Source organism: Woronichinia naegeliana WA131, from assembly GCA_025370055.1.
Classification (GTDB): Bacteria; Cyanobacteriota; Cyanobacteriia; order Cyanobacteriales; family Microcystaceae; genus Woronichinia; species Woronichinia naegeliana.
Genome location: CP073041.1, coordinates 3,869,448 through 3,887,187 on the forward strand (window position 1 = coordinate 3,869,448; position 17,740 = coordinate 3,887,187).

The 17,740-nt window shown below is 37.7% G+C and carries 14 protein-coding genes, 6 pseudogenes and 1 riboswitch; of the genes and pseudogenes, 14 read left to right on the plus strand and 6 right to left on the minus strand.

The window, feature by feature from the left end:
• The first annotated feature begins 52 nt into the window (after positions 1-52).
• Positions 53-1,334, plus strand: a pseudogene (locus KA717_19540) (ISKra4 family transposase).
• Positions 1,335-1,426: 92 nt separating this feature from the next.
• On the opposite strand, the pseudogene KA717_19545 reads toward KA717_19540, so the two are convergent.
• A pseudogene (locus KA717_19545) lies at positions 1,427-1,636 on the minus strand (transposase family protein).
• A 46-nt stretch (positions 1,637-1,682) separates the two neighbouring features.
• On the opposite strand from KA717_19545, the gene KA717_19550 reads away from it, so the two are divergent.
• From KA717_19550 to KA717_19560, 3 genes are all read left to right on the plus strand, one after another.
• Entirely contained in the window at positions 1,683-2,018 is a 336-nt protein-coding gene (locus KA717_19550; GenBank protein UXE64467.1) for a hypothetical protein, read from the plus strand.
• Positions 2,019-2,845: 827 nt separating this feature from the next.
• Positions 2,846-2,991, plus strand: a riboswitch (cyclic di-AMP (ydaO/yuaA leader).
• A 90-nt stretch (positions 2,992-3,081) separates the two neighbouring features.
• Complete coding sequence (gene ntrB / locus KA717_19555) at positions 3,082-3,921, plus strand: nitrate ABC transporter permease (GenBank protein UXE64468.1); 840 nt, start codon at positions 3,082-3,084, stop codon at positions 3,919-3,921.
• Between the two features lie 176 nt (positions 3,922-4,097).
• Positions 4,098-4,337 (plus strand): hypothetical protein, encoded by a 240-nt coding sequence (locus KA717_19560; protein ID UXE64469.1) that lies wholly within the window; start codon positions 4,098-4,100, stop codon positions 4,335-4,337.
• A 155-nt stretch (positions 4,338-4,492) separates the two neighbouring features.
• Here the strand turns inward: KA717_19560 and KA717_19565 are convergent.
• Positions 4,493-5,830: pseudogene (locus KA717_19565) on the minus strand (IS5 family transposase).
• A gap of 225 nt (positions 5,831-6,055) precedes the next feature.
• Between KA717_19565 and KA717_19570 the strand changes: the two are divergent.
• The 4 genes and pseudogenes from KA717_19570 (at position 6,056) to KA717_19585 (ending at position 9,235) form a co-directional block, all read left to right on the plus strand.
• The gene (locus KA717_19570; protein UXE64470.1) at positions 6,056-6,208 is read left to right on the plus strand and encodes a hypothetical protein; all 153 of its coding nucleotides are present in this window, start codon (positions 6,056-6,058) and stop codon (positions 6,206-6,208) included.
• Positions 6,174-7,088, plus strand: coding sequence for an ISKra4 family transposase (locus KA717_19575; protein ID UXE64471.1), 915 nt, complete (start codon positions 6,174-6,176; stop codon positions 7,086-7,088). The genes KA717_19570 and KA717_19575 overlap by 35 nt, the downstream gene beginning before the upstream one ends.
• Before the next feature lie 150 nt (positions 7,089-7,238).
• Positions 7,239-7,774 (plus strand): annotated as a pseudogene (locus KA717_19580) (transposase).
• 124 nt (positions 7,775-7,898) lie between these two features.
• Positions 7,899-9,235, plus strand: a pseudogene (locus tag KA717_19585) (IS5 family transposase).
• 155 nt (positions 9,236-9,390) lie between these two features.
• Here the strand turns inward: KA717_19585 and KA717_19590 are convergent.
• From KA717_19590 to KA717_19600, 3 genes are read right to left on the minus strand one after another with little or no spacing between them, the layout of a single operon-like run.
• A complete protein-coding gene (locus KA717_19590) occupies positions 9,391-9,852 on the minus strand; it encodes a hypothetical protein (GenBank protein UXE64472.1) in 462 nt (153 codons plus the stop codon).
• A 49-nt stretch (positions 9,853-9,901) separates the two neighbouring features.
• Complete coding sequence (locus KA717_19595) at positions 9,902-10,162, minus strand: hypothetical protein (GenBank protein ID UXE64473.1); 261 nt, start codon at positions 10,160-10,162, stop codon at positions 9,902-9,904.
• Positions 10,163-10,178: 16 nt separating this feature from the next.
• Positions 10,179-11,246 carry an IS4 family transposase gene (locus KA717_19600; protein UXE64721.1) on the minus strand — a complete coding sequence of 356 codons (1,068 nt, stop codon included), beginning with the start codon at positions 11,244-11,246 and terminating at the stop codon, positions 10,179-10,181.
• A 256-nt stretch (positions 11,247-11,502) separates the two neighbouring features.
• Between KA717_19600 and KA717_19605 the strand changes: the two genes are divergently transcribed.
• Positions 11,503-11,814 (plus strand): hypothetical protein, encoded by a 312-nt coding sequence (locus tag KA717_19605; protein UXE64474.1) that lies wholly within the window; start codon positions 11,503-11,505, stop codon positions 11,812-11,814.
• A 119-nt stretch (positions 11,815-11,933) separates the two neighbouring features.
• Entirely contained in the window at positions 11,934-12,263 is a 330-nt protein-coding gene (locus KA717_19610; protein ID UXE64475.1) for a nuclease, read from the plus strand.
• A gap of 142 nt (positions 12,264-12,405) precedes the next feature.
• Here KA717_19610 and KA717_19615 read toward each other — a convergent pair whose 3' ends face one another.
• Complete coding sequence (locus tag KA717_19615; protein ID UXE64476.1) at positions 12,406-12,639, minus strand: type II toxin-antitoxin system Phd/YefM family antitoxin; 234 nt, start codon at positions 12,637-12,639, stop codon at positions 12,406-12,408.
• Between the two features lie 135 nt (positions 12,640-12,774).
• Here KA717_19615 and KA717_19620 point away from each other — a divergent pair, with 135 nt between their 5' ends.
• From KA717_19620 to KA717_19635, 4 genes and pseudogenes are all read left to right on the plus strand, one after another.
• A complete protein-coding gene (locus KA717_19620) occupies positions 12,775-13,818 on the plus strand; it encodes an IS630 family transposase (protein UXE64477.1) in 1,044 nt (347 codons plus the stop codon).
• Between the two features lie 74 nt (positions 13,819-13,892).
• Positions 13,893-15,230, plus strand: coding sequence for an ATP-binding protein (locus KA717_19625; protein ID UXE64478.1), 1,338 nt, complete (start codon positions 13,893-13,895; stop codon positions 15,228-15,230).
• A 2-nt stretch (positions 15,231-15,232) separates the two neighbouring features.
• Positions 15,233-16,366, plus strand: coding sequence for a tetratricopeptide repeat protein (locus KA717_19630; GenBank protein ID UXE64479.1), 1,134 nt, complete (start codon positions 15,233-15,235; stop codon positions 16,364-16,366).
• A 59-nt stretch (positions 16,367-16,425) separates the two neighbouring features.
• Positions 16,426-17,707: pseudogene (locus tag KA717_19635) on the plus strand (ISKra4 family transposase).
• The last annotated feature ends 33 nt before the right edge of the window (positions 17,708-17,740 follow it).

Below are 17,740 nucleotides of genomic sequence, written 5' to 3' on the forward strand. Positions count from 1 at the left end.
AGGAAAAGAAAAGTGTTAACATGAGATGAAAAGTGACAAAGAGGAAACAATGATGACAGCAAAACTAATTAATGTAGAGGGTTCAAAGATAAAAATAGAACTAACATTAGAACTCAGTCGTTCAATGTTGGATACAGAAATAAATATTCAAAAAGGCTTAAACGAAGTAGGTTGCATCGCCAGCAAAGAAGCCTTGAAATATTTAGATACAGATGGTTCACCCTTAAAAATCGGTGAAGAAATCTGGAAGAGTAAGGGAGAGCAACCGAAAGAATATCAAACACCTTATGGTGAGGTTATAGTGAATCGTCATGTATATCAGCGTTCACCTTTGAGGAAAAACGTATTGCCCCTTAGAAAGAGAAGCAAGGATAATCATAACATCAACGCCATTATTGGCAAAACAGGTATCCTCAAAAATGTCAGGGATGGCAGGCAAAGAGGTGAAAAATGATTTATTAGAAAATCATGGTAGAAAAGTAGCGCTATCCTATATCCAAAGATTGAGTGAAGCAGTAGGAAGTGTGGTACAGGCAAAAGAAGAAGCGTGGAGTTATGCCCCGCCCAAGGAGGATAGCCAAATTGCAACAGTGGGAATAGGATTAGATGGAACCTGTATGCTGATGTGTGAGGATGGCTACCGTGAAGCAATGGTGGGAACCGTTTCCCTATACGATAGTGAGGGAGAACGTCAACAGACAATCTATCTAGGTGCGGCACCAGAGTACGGAAAAAAGAGTTTTCTAGAAAGATTGGAAAGAGAAATTGAGCGAGCGAAAAACCGTTATCCAGAGGCAAAATTTGTCGGTATAGCAGATGGTGCAGAATCAAATTGGAAGTTTTTAGAAAAGCAGACGGAAGAACAGATATTAGATTTCTATCATGCCTCTGGTTACTTAGGAGCGTTGGCAGAAGCGTTGCATCCGAATACCGTGTCAAAACAAAAAGAATGGTTGACTGAAAATTGTCGAGAACTCAAGCATGAAAAAGGAAAAGCAGGAGAACTGCTAAATCTGATGAAAGAAGTCAAAGAAGAAAAAAGTCATTCTAAGAATCTTACCGAGAAACTACAAGCGGCGATTACTTATTACGAGAATCATCAGCATCAAATGGATTATGCTGAATACTTAGAGAAAAAGTATCCGATTGGTTCAGGTGTTACGGAAGCAGCTTGTAAGACGTTGGTCAAACAACGATTATGTTGTTCAGGAATGCGATGGAAGGAAAAAGGAGCAGGAATTATTTTGAGCCTACGAGCTTTGGTATTGACCAAGGAACGATGGAGTCAATTTTGGGCAAAACTTGATCAATATGGGTTCCCTGTAGAACCCTGATTACAACAGCTTTTATCAACTAAAGGTCGCACCCATCTCAATCACTCTCCTCTTTTGAGTGTCAATGTATTATCTTAAGTGGGATGCACCCCTTCCAGATATACTTTCTTTCCCAATAGGGATAAATCCCGAACCAAATTATACTCTATTTGATTTATATCTTCCAATTCTTTATGACAATTTGGACATTCCATTACTTCGTTTTTCATTTTTAATTTTAAGAACAAAGCACCATCTATTTCTCGATAGTTTACGACTGTTACCTTTGGCAAACCTAGTAGCTCATCCAAGTTTATCCACATACTCCACCTCCTACTGTGGTATTACTATTATACACTTTCCACACAGTTGGGGGAAGAGCCTAATCTAGAGGGAATAAATCTAGAGGCAGAACGACTATCAACGCTATTAATTGTGGCAGCGATTGCCCATACAAGTGCAATTCTACAAGGTCAAATGGTCAAGAGAAAGGGAATTCAAAAATATGTGGTCAGACCAGAATCGAAAAGAACGAGTAAACGTCGTCACAGTAGCTTTTATGTAGGTCAACACCTCCATTTGTGGCTGGGACTACGGCAGATGTATGAAAAAATAATTCAAGAGCTAATGCAAATTAGTCGTCATCGGTTAAAGGATTACATTCGAGGTCAGAGGGCTATGGAGCTTGCTATGTCTGTCTTCTAGCTATCTTGTCGCCCCAGCAGGGAAAAAATAGAAGAGTGGAAAGAGAAAAATCTAGAAATATTTTGGTTGCCAGCTTATTCACCAAAATTTAATTTAATTGAAAATACTTTTGATGGATTTTATCACTTACTTCTCCACACCGAGGACAAATTGCTTTCTCATTTCTTCCTTTTACATGGAAATATATACCAATATCTTCAATGTGTTGGCACCACTCAATAATTATGTCTTTTAGGTTCAGAATTTTGTCTAGCATTGTTTTTTTCTCATAGCTTTTCTCTTCTCATTTTAGGATAAAGTTAGATTTTATACAATCTATTTATCTTCTAAATTTCTCATAATTCTTTTACTGTAAGGGTTTTGACTGTTATCCTCTTCTTTTTTTGTCTGACTAATTAAGTTTTTTTCTTTATTTGCATAATACCTACCGAAGAACCACACATATTTTATTTTATCCTCAGAAATAACGACAGAATCCTTGTTGAGCAAGGGTTGTAGGATTTGAGATTTAAAATCATTTCCTAAAGTAACACAAGAGAGATATCTTAACTTATTTGAGCATAATCGCCAACAACTGAACAGTCAATTTCTGTCTGAGCAGGGCGATCAGCTTTAGGCGATACTTTTGACATTAACTCCATCCTAAAAGTGCAAAGAAAAGCAAAAAACAATCTTGCTTATGGCAGCAATGACAATACAAGTGTGCGTACAAAATGACGCCATTGTTGATCATTGATTTTTGCGAATGACAAAATACTTTTCTATTTGCTTTTTTCAGAAAAAATCTTCTCTATTGCCAAAAGTTGTGCTAGACTTCATGTCTAAATAGAGCAAATCAGCCTAATCCAATGATATTGGAGCGGAGGAACCAAATTCTGGGGCTTATTTCAGGGAAATCGTTAAGGTTTCCAGAAAAGGACATCTCTCAGTTCTAGCCCGTCAGCTAACTTCGTCGGCATTGAGGGAAGATTGTTTCTCGACAGATTTTTTCTGGCTAGACTCAGTATTCTTGATAGGTGCTGCTCGCTACTTTTGTACCTAATCTTGAAAAGGAAGTGTTTCGATGAACCTTGCTATTTTTACCCTAGCTGCCCAAGCTGGTTGGAAAAAACTTAAACCTATCGTTTTACGAGATGTTGTCCTATTCCCAGCCCTCGGCTTTTTAGGCTTAATTACCCTGTGGTGGATCATTGCGACTTTTCGCAGTGAATTAATGCCTACCCCCTTAGAAGCTTTTACGAGTAATTTGCACTATATCCTTAATCCTTTTTATCAAAAGGGGCCGGGAGATTTGGGCATTGGGTGGTTACTGTTAGCCAGCTTGAGACGGGTTTGTCTTGGTTTTTTATTGGGAGCCGCCGTTGCTATTCCCCTGGGTTTTTTAATTGGGCTATCAAGAACGGCAATGTTGATTATTAACCCGATTATTCAGATTTTGCGACCCGTTTCTCCCCTGGCCTGGTTGCCGATCGCCTTAGCGATGTTTGGCGTAGCGGAACCGTCAGCCATTTTTGTTATTTTTATCACTTCTCTCTGGTCAACGATTATTAATACAGCATTAGGGGTTGCCAGTGTTCCCCAGGATTATTTAGACGTGGCCGCAGTTTTAGAAATGCCCCAACACCGTCAGATCTTCAAAATTATTTTACCTGCCAGTTTACCCTACATTTTTACAGGATTAAGACTTAGTTTAGGAATTGCCTGGCTGGTCATTGTGGCGGTAGAAATGCTAACAGGAGGAGTCGGTATTGGCTTCTTTCTCTGGGATGAATGGAATCGTTTAAACCTCAGTTCTGTATTTTTAGCAGTTTTTGTAATTGGCATTACAGGCTTAGTTTTAGATTATTTGATTGGTCGTTTACAACTTTGGGTAACACATCGTCCTGCTAAATCGGGACTCTAAATTTTCAGTATCAAATATTTCCTGTTGCTCTTTGATTGCTTTGCGAGCTTATTTTGGGTACGAAATTATTCTGGTTAGGTACGAAATATTCCCACCTGTAGATAATTAGGGCTTACTGAAAACGGCTAGGGGTGTGACCTTTAGTTGATGAAGGAAAAGAAAAGTGTTAACATGAGATGAAAAGTGACAAAGAGGAAACAATGATGACAGCAAAACTAATTAATGTAGAGGGTTCAAAGATAAAAATAGAACTAAGTCGTTCAATGTTGGATACAGAAATAAATATTCAAAAAGGCTTAAACGAAGTAGGTTGCATCGCCAGCAAAGAAGCCTTGAAATATTTAGGGCTTGCTGAAAAAGTCAAAAAACGAAAGAAATGTGGGTTAGGGAAGTATGGACTGAAAAAGCATAGATAACTTATCCTTATGGAAACAAATCAAAATACAGATTTTGTTTAATCTATTGTTCCTTTCTGTCTAAAAAGGTCAACACAAATCACTCCTCACAAAAGAGAGGAAAATTAACACCATTTTTCACAAGAAAAACGACTCTACAACTTTTTACTTTTTGTCTTCTGAAGTAGAGTAGAAAGATTCATTACCAAAAAGTTCATCGCAATTACCGTTTCCGAGGTCTCAGGTAGTTTGGCCATCACTCGACCAAGACTAAATTTCCTCTTTCCCTGTCCGAATTTACCCTCAATGGCATTACGCACTCTTTCATCTGAGCGTGCCTCTTTCTTTTTTTCTTTGCTCACCTCTTTCGGCGGTCTTCCCAATCGGGGACCACTCATTCTTATATCCCTTTCTTTACAATAAGCTCGATTCGCTTTTGTTCGATAGATTTTATCCACATGAACCGATTCCGGATAACATCCTGTTTCCCTTTTATATTCTTCTATTCGCGCTTGTAAATCTCCCGATTCGTTGTAATTATCCCAACTTAATTTGTCTAAGAAGACAAAGCCATTCACATTACTTGCCGATATTTTAGCTCCAAACTCTACTGCTTTTCCCGCTTTTCCACGCACTATTGGACGCACGTGAGGTTGGCTTACACTCACAATTCTGTTTTCTACTTTATTTGTCTTTTTTTCATACATTTCTAACTGTTGCTCATACACTTTTCCTATCGTTACAAGCTCTTCTTGCTCTTTTTTCGTTAGTTTTTCTAACTTTGCTCCCTCTTCTATCATTTTTTCTATATCAGACAAGTTTCTTTTTATATATCCTAGTTGTTTTTTTGTTCCTTTTCTTCTTTCTTTTTTTGACACACGACGTTTTTTTGCTATGGCTAAGTACTCTTTTCTTGCCACTTCCCTATAAGTCCTCGGCTTTTCTTTCCTTTTCTCTTTTATTTCTTCATACAGCTTATCTATTATTTTTTCTGTTTTTTCTCTGGCATCATTCAATATTCCTATATCCGTTGGATATTTTATATCTGCTGGTGTACAAGTCGCATCTAACAATAACTTTCCTTCATTTTCTTTTTTTTCTGACGCTACACCCGTCGCTTTTTTTTCTATTTCTTTATTAATTTTATTTATTAATTCCATTCCTATTTTTTTACGAAAATGAACCATCATTGACGCATTAAATGCTTCTTTGCTACTATAGCTTTCCATTCCTATAAAGTACTGTAAATAAGGGTTTTCTTTTATTTGTTCTACTGTTTCTCTGTCACTTTTTCCTGAAATTTCTTTGATAATTAATGCTCCTAATGCCATTCTAAATGATTTGGCTGGGGCTCCTTTTTTTTCTGTGAAGTTTTTTGCATATTCTTCCTCATATTCTTCCCAAAGAATCATTTTTGACATTTCTATCCAACGATTTTCTTCGTCTAACTGCCCGCCGAACAGATTTTTCAAGTTTTCTGGTGTTTCAATTGAGTACTGTTGCTTTCGGTACATCTGCTTTCTCTCTTCTTAATGCAATGGTTTTGAGGCATTCTACCCTATTTTCGTGCATTCTAGCGGTTCTTAATTCGCCTACTATTTTTCTCCGTAAAGGTTTCAGCTTTTTTCAGCAAGCCCTATTTAGATACAGATGGTTCACCCTTAAAAATCGGTGAAGAAATCTGGAAGAGTAAGGGAGAGCAACCGAAAGAATATCAAACACCTTATGGTGAGGTTATAGTGAATCGTCATGTATATCAGCGTTCACCTTTGAGGAAAAACGTATTGCCCCTTAGAAAGAGAAGCAAGGATAATCATAACATCAACGCCATTATTGGCAAAACAGGTATCCTCAAAAATGTCAGGGATGGCAGGCAAAGAGGTGAAAAATGATTTATTAGAAAATCATGGTAGAAAAGTAGCGCTATCCTATATCCAAAGATTGAGTGAAGCAGTAGGAAGTGTGGTACAGGCAAAAGAAGAAGCGTGGAGTTATGCCCCGCCCAAGGAGGATAGCCAAATTGCAACAGTGGGAATAGGATTAGATGGAACCTGTATGCTGATGTGTGAGGATGGCTACCGTGAAGCAATGGTGGGAACCGTTTCCCTATACGATAGTGAAGGCGAACGTCAACCTACAATCTATCTAGGTGCGGCACCAGAGTATGGAAAAAAGAGTTTTCTAGAAAGATTAGAAAGAGAAATTGAGCGAGCGAAAAACCGTTATCCAGAGGCAACATTGGTCGGGATAGCAGACGGGGCAGAATCAAATTGGAAGTTTTTAGAAAAGCAAACGGAAGAACAGATATTAGATTTCTATCATGCCTCTGGTTACTTAGGTGCCTTGGCAGAAGCGTTGCATCCGAATACCGTGTCAAAACAAAAAGAATGGTTGACTGAAAATTGTCGAGAACTCAAGCATGAAAAAGGAAAAGCAGGAGAACTGCTAAATCTGATGAAAGAAGTCAAAGAAGAAAAAAGTCATTCTAAGAATCTTACCGAGAAACTACAAGCAGCGATTACTTATTACGAGAATCATCAGCATCAAATGGATTATGCTGAATACATAGAGAAAAAGTATCCGATTGGTTCAGGTGTTACGGAAGCAGCTTGTAAGACGTTGGTCAAACAACGATTATGTTGTTCAGGGATGCGATGGAAGGAAAAAGGAGCAGGAATTATTTTGAGCCTACGAGCTTTGGTATTGACCAAGGAACGATGGAGTCAATTTTGGGCAAAACTTGATCAATATGGGTTCCCTGTAGAACCCTGATTACAACAGCTTTTATCAACTAAAGGTCGCACCCACTGAAAAAGGCTAAAACCCTTATAGAGAAAAGAGTATAGCCATAATAACAATGTCAAAGGTGTAGGAAAATAAGCTAAAATGAGCCGAAAACCCTGCATCCCTCCCCTCAACAGTATGTATCGCAAAGAACAGTACACAGAAAAAACACTGGAAAACTTCAAAAACCTGTTTGAGGGGAAATTGGACGAAGAAAATCGTTGGATAAAAATGTCAAAAATGATTCACTGGGAGGAATTTGAAGGAGAATATGCTAAAAATTTCAAAGAAGAAAAAGGAGCACCAGCAAAATCATTTAGAATAGCATTAGGGGCATTAATCATTAAAGAAATGTTAGGAATAAGTGATAGAGAAACAGTAGAGCAATAAAAAGAAAATCCGTATTTACAATACTTTATCGGAATAGAGAGCTACAGTAGCGAGGAGCCGTTTGAAGCATCAACGATGGTTAATTTTCGTAAAAGAATAGGGATGGAATTAACAAATAAAATCAATAAAGAAATGGTAAAGAAGGTTGAGGGAGTAGAAAAAAAAAAGAAGAAAATGAAGGTAAGTTATTGTTAGATGCGACTTGTACACCAGCCGATATAAAATATCCAACGGATATAGGAATATTGAATGAAGCCAGAGAAAAAACAGAAAAAATAATAGATAGGGCTTGCTGAAAAAAGCTGAAACCTTTACGGAGAAAAATAGTAGGCGAATTAAGAACCGCTAGAATGCACGAAAATAGGGTAGAATGCCTCAAAACCATTGCATTAAGAAGAGAGAAAGCAGATGTACCGAAAGCAACAGTACTCAATTGAAACACCAGAAAACTTGAAAAATCTGTTCGGCGGGCAGTTAGACGAAGAAAATCGTTGGATAGAAATGTCAAAAATGATTCTTTGGGAAGAATATGAGGAAGAATATGCAAAAAACTTCACAGAAAAAAAAGGAGCCCCAGCCAAATCATTTAGAATGGCATTAGGAGCATTAATTATCAAAGAAATTTCAGGAAAAAGTGACAGAGAAACAGTAGAACAAATAAAAGAGAACCCTTATTTACAGTACTTTATAGGAATGGAAAGCTATAGTAGCAAAGAAGCATTTAATGCGTCAATGATGGTTCATTTTCGTAAAAAAATAGGAATGGAATTAATAAATAAAATTAATAAAGAAATAGAAAAAAAGCGACGGGTGTAGCGTCAGAAAAAAAAGAAAATGAAGGAAAGTTATTGTTAGATGCGACTTGTACACCAGCAGATATAAAATATCCAACGGATATAGGAATATTGAATGATGCCAGAGAAAAAACAGAAAAAATAATAGATAAGCTGTATGAAGAAATAAAAGAGAAAAGGAAAGAAAAGCCGAGGACTTATAGGGAAGTGGCAAGAAAAGAGTACTTAGCCATAGCAAAAAAACGTCGTGTGTCAAAAAAAGAAAGAAGAAAAGGAACAAAAAAACAACTAGGATATATAAAAAGAAACTTGTCTGATATAGAAAAAATGATAGAAGAGGGAGCAAAGTTAGAAAAACTAACGAAAAAAGAGCAAGAAGAGCTTGTAACGATAGGAAAAGTGTATGAGCAACAGTTAGAAATGTATGAAAAAAAGACAAATAAAGTAGAAAACAGAATTGTGAGTGTAAGCCAACCTCACGTGCGTCCAATAGTGCGTGGAAAAGCGGGAAAAGCAGTAGAGTTTGGAGCTAAAATATCGGCAAGTAATGTGAATGGCTTTGTCTTCTTAGACAAATTAAGTTGGGATAATTACAACGAATCGGGAGATTTACAAGCGCGAATAGAAGAATATAAAAGGGAAACAGGATGTTATCCGGAATCGGTTCATGTGGATAAAATCTATCGAACAAAAGCGAATCGAGCTTATTGTAAAGAAAGGGATATAAGAATGAGTGGTCCCCGATTGGGAAGACCGCCGAAAGAGGTGAGCAAAGAAAAAAAGAAAGAGGCACGCTCAGATGAAAGAGTGCGTAATGCCATTGAGGGTAAATTCGGACAGGGAAAGAGGAAATTTAGTCTTGGTCGAGTGATGGCCAAACTACCTGAGACCTCGGAAACGGTAATTGCGATGAACTTTTTGGTAATGAATCTTTCTACTCTACTTCAGAAGACAAAAAGTAAAAAGTTGTAGAGTCGTTTTTCTTGTGAAAAATGGTGTTAATTTTCCTCTCTTTTGTGAGGAGTGATTTGTGTTGACCTTTTTAGACAGAAAGGAACAATAGATTAAACAAAATCTGTATTTTGATTTGTTTCCATAAGGATAAGTTATCTATGCTTTTTCAGTCCATACTTCCCTAACCCACATTTCTTTCGTTTTTTGACTTTTTCAGCAAGCCCTAAATACTGATACCAGATTGTTCCCCATAATACTGAGACTAATCTCACCGGATGCTTGCAAGGATTAGAACGGTAATTTCCCATAATGATAATCTCATCTCTGTAATGACTACCTTGAGACAATACTTGTTTGGTTTTGTAAGATGTACCCGCTCTAAATCTGGTTAGAAAAAACTTTTTAGCTTCTGTTAACAAATCAAACCACACAAAGCTAAAAAATCCCATATCTACGAGAATTAAACCATTTTCTGGTAATTTAGCTGCCAATTCTTCACACCATATTTTATCATTTTCTGTGTACCATAAAGTAACGGGTCTTTGGGTAAAGGCTTCCACTACCATCATTATTTTACCCCCCAATTTACTCTTTTCTTCTTTACTTATTTTCATATTTTTCCTTATCTGCTCTAGCGTTTAGCCATCTGCTATCCACACTGCACTAAACTTTTCTCTTATTTTTTCCCATTTTTCTCCTACTTGGAGCTTCGAGCTTCTTCCCTTTTTCGGCTGCTTTTTCTAACACTTCTTTTAGTAATATTGCAAATATTTCGGCTGGCACATTCATCATTCTTTTTGATACTGCCTGTTTGCTTACTTTTAATGATGCTACCCATAGCAATCCCTCTTCCTCTAACAGTCTTACCGCTTCACTTATACCCGCTATTTGACGATACACTATACTTAACACTAATGCCACCATTACTGGTAAATTTAATCTAAGTACAGGACAAAAAATGTAGGGAGTCGAGAAAAAGAGAAAAATTGGGTAGAGAAGGATTAAGAACAAGATGACGAAGATGGTCAAAACCAAGACGAAAAAGACTCTGCGCTAGGCGACCATGTTTCTTGAGGGGAATGGGATGAAGATGATGAATTGCTAGACCAGTTTTGAGAGACCAAGCCAAAGCTAAAGTCAGTAAAGCCAAAAGCTTACGAAGACGCTTGGGGTCAGTAAAGTGAGTAGATTCCAAGCAAAAGCCACGAGTCTTAAAGATGCCAAAAAGGGTTTCAATGCCCCAACGCAGGGCATAATCGTGAATAAGACCTTGGGAATCGGGATGTCCAATGACGATGAGTAGAGAATTATCAGGCAAGCGAAGAGCCTCTACAGAAACAGGATATCCCCAAACCCGACAACTCCCTTGAAGACGTTGAGATTCACCAATAGCAAGATGGGCAAAAATGACTTTGGCGGCCAAAAGCTTGCCATTGTGCTCAATCTTGTCCGTAGCCCGAATTCTCAGACAGAAAGCCAGTAGCGGTTCGAGCAGAAGATAGCGAAGCCAAGCCTGACCAATAAACTCACGGTCGCCACATAAACAACGAATCAGGGCGGTGGGAAAAATCTTGAGCATCTCCTCGATAAAACGCATTCGTTCATCACTGTTAGAATTGCCCTTTTTCTTGCTAAGCATCCACCACAAGATGGGAATGGCTACTCCTTCATGGACAATGCCGACAGTGAGGATATTATAACCATGACTGCCAAACTCCCAGGTTGTGCGGTCAATACTTAATACCCAAGGTTGAGGGATATCCAGCCAACTGACTACAATACGGGCAATGTGATGGTAATCCAGCTCAAATCCTGAGAAAAAGCGTTGTAAGCGTTTGTAATGAGAATCCACCAATGCCCGACCTTCAAAACCCAGGGCCAATTCTTTAAGGTTAACCGTTTTCACTTTGAGGAGGGCGAGTAAGAACAAGGCTAGGAAGGAGAGTCTGGCACCATGCCATCCCAAATGGGGTTTTAGGGCTTGTTTCAATGCGTTATATTGGTTCATGGGTTTTCTTACATTACGTTCATCTTCCATGAAACCCCTTTCTCTTATACTTTTCAAGCCTTTTGTCCTGTACTTAGGCTGTAGCTTAATCAAGAGCGATCGCTGTTTTAAGGAAGTTTAAAGTGGCGATCGCATTCAAAGACTTTAGATTAAACTGGGTTAACCTTTAGCAAAATTATGAATTACTGAGGTAAGTAAAACAATGCTCCAATTACATCCAGAACCCTTAACCAAGAACGGACAAGGTTTTGTGGTTTTGCCCTATGCCGAATTTCAACAAATCCAAAAATTGTTAGAAGACTTAGAGGATTTGGAAGACTTAAGACAAGCCAAAGCAGAACAAAAAGATGACTCAACCTATTCATTAGAAGTTGTAAAAAACATTTTATTTCAATCTGAACATAATTGGGAAAATGCCCTTGAACAATTAAAAACAGAAATTCCAGAAAACCAAGCCGAAAAAATCAAAAAATTATTTGACTCTTGGGATCAGTTCAATGATGAAGCAAGATCAACAAGAAACCTTAGAAATTATTCAAAATTTAGAAAGAGTAGCCATTTAAAATAATGGAAAAAATCATTATTCTCGACTCATCACCAGTGTGATTAATTACCAATCCCAAATCTAATTCTTTAGCAAAGGATTGTCAACAATGGTTTTACACACTACTTCAAGGAAGGTACAAAGTGATATTACCTAAAATCGTAGATTATGAAATTAGACGAGAATTATTGAGAGCAAATAAACTGTCAGATTTAAGGAGATTAGAGCAGCTTAAATCAGAAATTCTCTATCTACCGATCACCACAGAAATTATGTTAAAAGCCGCCGAACTATGGGCTAAAGCCAGACAACAGGGAAAACCAACTGCCGATAATCAGGCTTTAGATGGAGATGTGATTTTAGCGTCTCAAGCTCTTACTTTAAAAAATCTCGGTTATGAAGTGATCATTGCCACCAGTAACAAAAAACACCTATCCCTCTTTACTGAAGTAGAAGATTGGCAAACAATTTAAAGGCGATCGTTTTTTATTAAGTTTGAGAAGTACGATCGCGTTTTGTTGAGTTTGAGAAGGGCGATCGCTTTCGCTAAAGTTGTTGAAAGGCAAGAGTCACCCAGAAGATACCAAACCCAAATATGGGTATCTAATAAAAGTCTCATTCTAAAGCGTCCCAAGTGATTAAATTGGCCGTTGGTTCAACAATATCTCCCACAATTTTACCCGTGTTTTTCATGGCTCCAAAGGTGGCTCGTTTACTTTTTTTGATGGGAGAAATAGTCGCGTATGGGATACCATTTTGGGTGATGGTCAAAATTTCGCCAGTGGTTTGAGCTTGGTTGAGGAAACTTTGCAGATTTTCGGGAAGTTCGGATAGATTTATTTGTGCCACTTTATCGCGGTTCCGTTACAAAGGGCGGAGGTGGAGGACAATTTCTATGATATACTAAACACGGTCACAGGTTGCGAATTCTAAAAATAAGAGATAATATAATAAAAATAGAAAAATTAGTCAAGAGGCTGAGAAATGATTAAGTTAGAATTTACAGAAGAAGACAAAAGACTGTTGTCTTACGGTCGGTTTAATCACCCGCATCCTAGAGTGCAGCTAAAGATGGAAGTTTTATGGCTAAAAAGTCAGGGATTGTCTCATCAAAAAATTGCTCAATTCGCAGGAGTTTCAGTAAATACGGTGACAAGCTATATCCGTGATTATCAAGAGGGCGGGATAGAAAAACTAAAAGAAATAAAATTTAATCGCCCGAAAAGCGAGTTAACAGAGCATCAAGGGACAATTGAGGCATATTTTGAGTCAAATCCACCAGCAACAATAAATGAAGCAGTAAAAAGAATAGAAGAATTAACAGGAATAAAAAGAAGTCCGACGCAAGTCAGAAAATTTTTAAAGTCAATAGGAATGAGGTGTCTAAAGGTGGGAACAATTCCATCAAAAGCAGATGTAGAAGCTCAGGATAGCTATAGAGAAAAAGAGCTAGAACCAAGGCTAGAAGAGGCAAAAGCAGGAAAAAGGGCAGTTTTCTTTGTAGATGCCTCTCATTTTGTAATGGGAGCATTTGTAAATTTTATATGGTGCTTCAAGAGGATTTTTATTAAGTCACCATCAGGGAGAAAACGTTTTAATGTGTTAGGAGCATTAAATGCAATTACCCATGAAGTAATTATGGTAACGAACAGTTTTTATATTACGGGAACTCAGGTTTGTGAACTCCTAGAAAAGATAGCAGAATTAGGACTATTAATACCGATTACGTTGGTATTAGACAATGCTCGTTATCAAAAATGCCGAATTGTACAGGAGTTGGCAGAATCATTAGGAATAGAGTTACTGTACTTACCTCCTTATTCTCCTAACTTGAATTTAATTGAAAGACTGTGGAAGTTTGTGAAGAAGAAGTGTTTATACGCAAAATATTATGAAGATTTTACGCAGTTTTCTGCAGCAATTTCAGGATGTCTTGAGGATGCTAACGTAAAATATAAGGAGGAGCTTGATTCTCTGCTCACCTTACGATTTCAACGCTTTGATAAATCTCAGATTATGAACGTTTGAAGTATAATTGCAGAGGTTAGGAAGGCGGAGAATTTGTCTATAATAGTTTAAGCAAGCAATTTTGGCGATCGCCGATGTCTCAAGACCTTATTACCAATCTCTATAATGCGTTTGATCCTGATAAGGTTCTGCCTGCGGGTGATCCTGTTTATGTTGACTTAAAAGCAGTGCGGGGAGACAGTGATATTATTCGGGATTTTGGCCATAAAATTCTGCGATCGCCGAATCGAAATACTTGTCAATTGTATGTCGGGCATCGGGGCGGCGGTAAATCAACAGAATTATTGCGATTAAAGGCAGAGTTAGAAAGACAAGGCTGTTTTGTGGTTTATTTTGCAGCAGATGAAGAAGATATTGATCAAGAAGATGCCCAATACACGGATATTTTAATTGCCTGTACTCGTCATTTGTTAAAGGCTCTAAAAGACGCTGACACTCAGCCTTTGTTTCGTTGGATTGAAGAACGTTGGCGAGATTTAGAAGATATTGCTTCTTTAGAAATTACCGTTCAGGATTTAAAAATAGAAAATTTGATTCCTTTATTTGCTAAATTGTCAGCTAATATTCGTGCTATACCGACCGAAAGAGCTAAGATTCGAGAAAAACTTAATCCTCATACGGTAACGTTACTGAATGCCCTGAATTTGTTTATTGAAGATGGTAAACGCAAACTTTCTGAGGGGAAAACTCAATTAGTCATTATTGCAGATAATTTAGATCGGATTGCTCCTGTTTTAAAGACGGATAGAACCAATCACGATGAGATTTTTTTAGACCGAGCTAATCAATTAAAAGGTTTAGCTTGTCATGTTATTTATACCATTCCTATATCCTTGGCCTATTCTATTCGGGCTACGGAATTACGCAATCTTTATGATGGTGATCCGTTAGCTTTGCCGATGGTAATGGTACAACAAAGAGATAATTCTCCTTGCATAGAAGGACTCAGTTTAATGAAAACAGTTGTGGAAAAGAGAGTGCAACAATTTTCTCCAACTCGTTCTTTAGAAACAGAAATTTTTGAAACTAAAGAGGTTTTAGAGCGGCTGTGTTTGATGAGTGGTGGTCACATGAGAAATTTAATGTTTTTAATTGAATCAGCGATTGATCATGTCAACAGTTTACCGATTACAATCCGTGCTGCTCAAAGAGCTATTACTCAAGCCAGAGACATTTTTCGTTCTACTGTTGAAGATAAGCAGTGGGAAATTTTAGCGGACGTTTACCGCAATAAAGTTATTAAAAATAATGATGAATATCGCAAGTTACTGTTTAATCATTGCATTTTACAATATGTAGATTTTGATGAACAGGAAGAAATGCAACGCTGGTATGACGTTCATCCCTTGATTCTCGGTATTCAGGAATTTAAGAAAGAACTAGAAAAAAGTCAAAATTTATCAGGTAATTAACGATGATTGCAACTACTATTGATTGGGATCAAGATGTGGTGAGTAGCAAGGAAGAATCCTATCAGTCTTTGCAAAATGCTCTAAATCGTAATCAAGGTTTTGGTTTATATTTTGTACGTTCTTCGCCTGTCCAAACTCAGGCTATTATTGAAGATATTAAACGTGATTTACCAAATAAAAATATAGGTGTTTTACCACTGACGTATGAGGTTGATAATCTTTTTAATCTTATCACTAATTTACCCAATTACCAAAATCTCAATATTTTATTTATTTCTGGTTTAGAGTTGTCGCTATTACGTTATGAAGAAAGAGAATCTGAAGGACTTTTTTTACTGAGTCAAAGTGCTGTTTATGGGGGAACTTGGGCTGGTGTACCGCGTATTTTAGGACATTTAAACCTGAGCCGTGAAAGATTCCGTGAACATTTTCCTTTTTCTATTGTTTTTTGTTTACCTGAGTTTGCCCTGCGTTATTTTATTCGCCGCGCTCCCGATTTTTTTGATTGGCGATCAGGTATTTATGAATTTCCGTTAGATCAAGATACATTATCTAAAGAACTAAAAGAAAAACTTGCAGAACTTAAAGCCTACTTAAGTGATTCTCCAAATTTAGAAAAATATAAAGCTTCTGAACTTTGGTTTGAAATGGGTTTAGTATTTGCAATGGTGGGAGAACAAATTAAAGCAATTTCTGCATTTGATCGAGTTTTACAATTTTATCCAGATGAATACAATGCTTTGTATAATAAAGGAGTTGCTCTTGAAGATTTAGGAAGATATGAGGAATCAATAACGGCCTACGACAATGTTCTGAAAATGAGACCTAGTGATTATGAAGCTTGGAATAGCCGAGGTCTTGCATTGTTTAATCTAGATAGGTATGAAGAAGCGATCGCCTCCTATGACAACGCCTTGAAAATTAAACCTGATTACCACGAAGCTTGGTACAACAGAGGGAATGCGTTAGGGAATTTAGGCAGAAACGAAGAAGCGATTACCTCCTATGACAATGCTTTGAAATTCAAGTCTGATAAGTATAAAGCTTGGAACCACCGAGGGAATGCGTTGCTTGTACCTATGCCTTACAAAAAAATTGCTCTTGCAATTGAAAACTTAAAAGGGTGCGACCTTTAGTTGATGAAGGAAAAGAAAAGTGTTAACATGAGATGAAAAGTGACAAAGAGGAAACAATGATGACAGCAAAACTAATTAATGTAGAGGGTTCAAAGATAAAAATAGAACTAACATTAGAACTCAGTCGTTCAATGTTGGATACAGAAATAAATATTCAAAAAGGCTTAAACGAAGTAGGTTGCATCGCCAGCAAAGAAGCCTTGAAATATTTAGATACAGATGGTTCACCCTTAAAAATCGGTGAAGAAATCTGGAAGAGTAAGGGAGAGCAACCGAAAGAATATCAAACACCTTATGGTGAGGTTATAGTGAATCGTCATGTATATCAGCGTTCACCTTTGAGGAAAAACGTATTGCCCCTTAGAAAGAGAAGCAAGGATAATCATAACATCAACGCCATTATTGGCAAAACAGGTATCCTCAAAAATGTCAGGGATGGCAGGCAAAGAGGTGAAAAATGATTTATTAGAAAATCATGGTAGAAAAGTAGCGCTATCCTATATCCAAAGATTGAGTGAAGCAGTAGGAAGTGTGGTACAGGCAAAAGAAGAAGCGTGGAGTTATGCCCCGCCCAAGGAGGATAGCCAAATTGCAACAGTGGGAATAGGATTAGATGGAACCTGTATGCTGATGTGTGAGGATGGCTACCGTGAAGCAATGGTGGGAACCGTTTCCCTATACGATAGTGAAGGCGAACGTCAACATACAATCTATCTAGGTGCGGCACCAGAGTATGGAAAAAAGAGTTTTCTAGAAAGATTAGAAAGAGAAATTGAGCGAGCGAAAAACCGTTATCCAGAGGCAACATTGGTCGGGATAGCAGACGGGGCAGAATCAAATTGGAAGTTTTTAGAAAAGCAAACGGAAGAACAGATATTAGATTTCTATCATGCCTCTGGTTACTTAGGTGCCTTGGCAGAAGCGTTGCATCCGAATACCGTGTCAAAACAAAAAGAATGGTTGACTGAAAATTGTCGAGAACTCAAGCATGAAAAAGGAAAAGCAGGAGAACTGCTAAATCTGATGAAAGAAGTCAAAGAAGAAAAAAGTCATTCTAAGAATCTTACCGAGAAACTACAAGCGGCGATTACTTATTACGAGAATCATCAGCATCAAATGGATTATGCTGAATACATAGAGAAAAAGTATCCGATTGGTTCAGGTGTTACGGAAGCAGCTTGTAAGACGTTGGTCAAACAACGATTATGTTGTTCAGGGATGCGATGGAAGGAAAAAGGAGCAGGAATTATTTTGAGCCTACGAGCTTTGGTATTGACCAAGGAACGATGGAGTCAATTTTGGGCAAAACTTGATCAATATGGGTTCCCTGTAGAACCCTGATTACAACAGCTTTTATCAACTAAAGGTCGCACC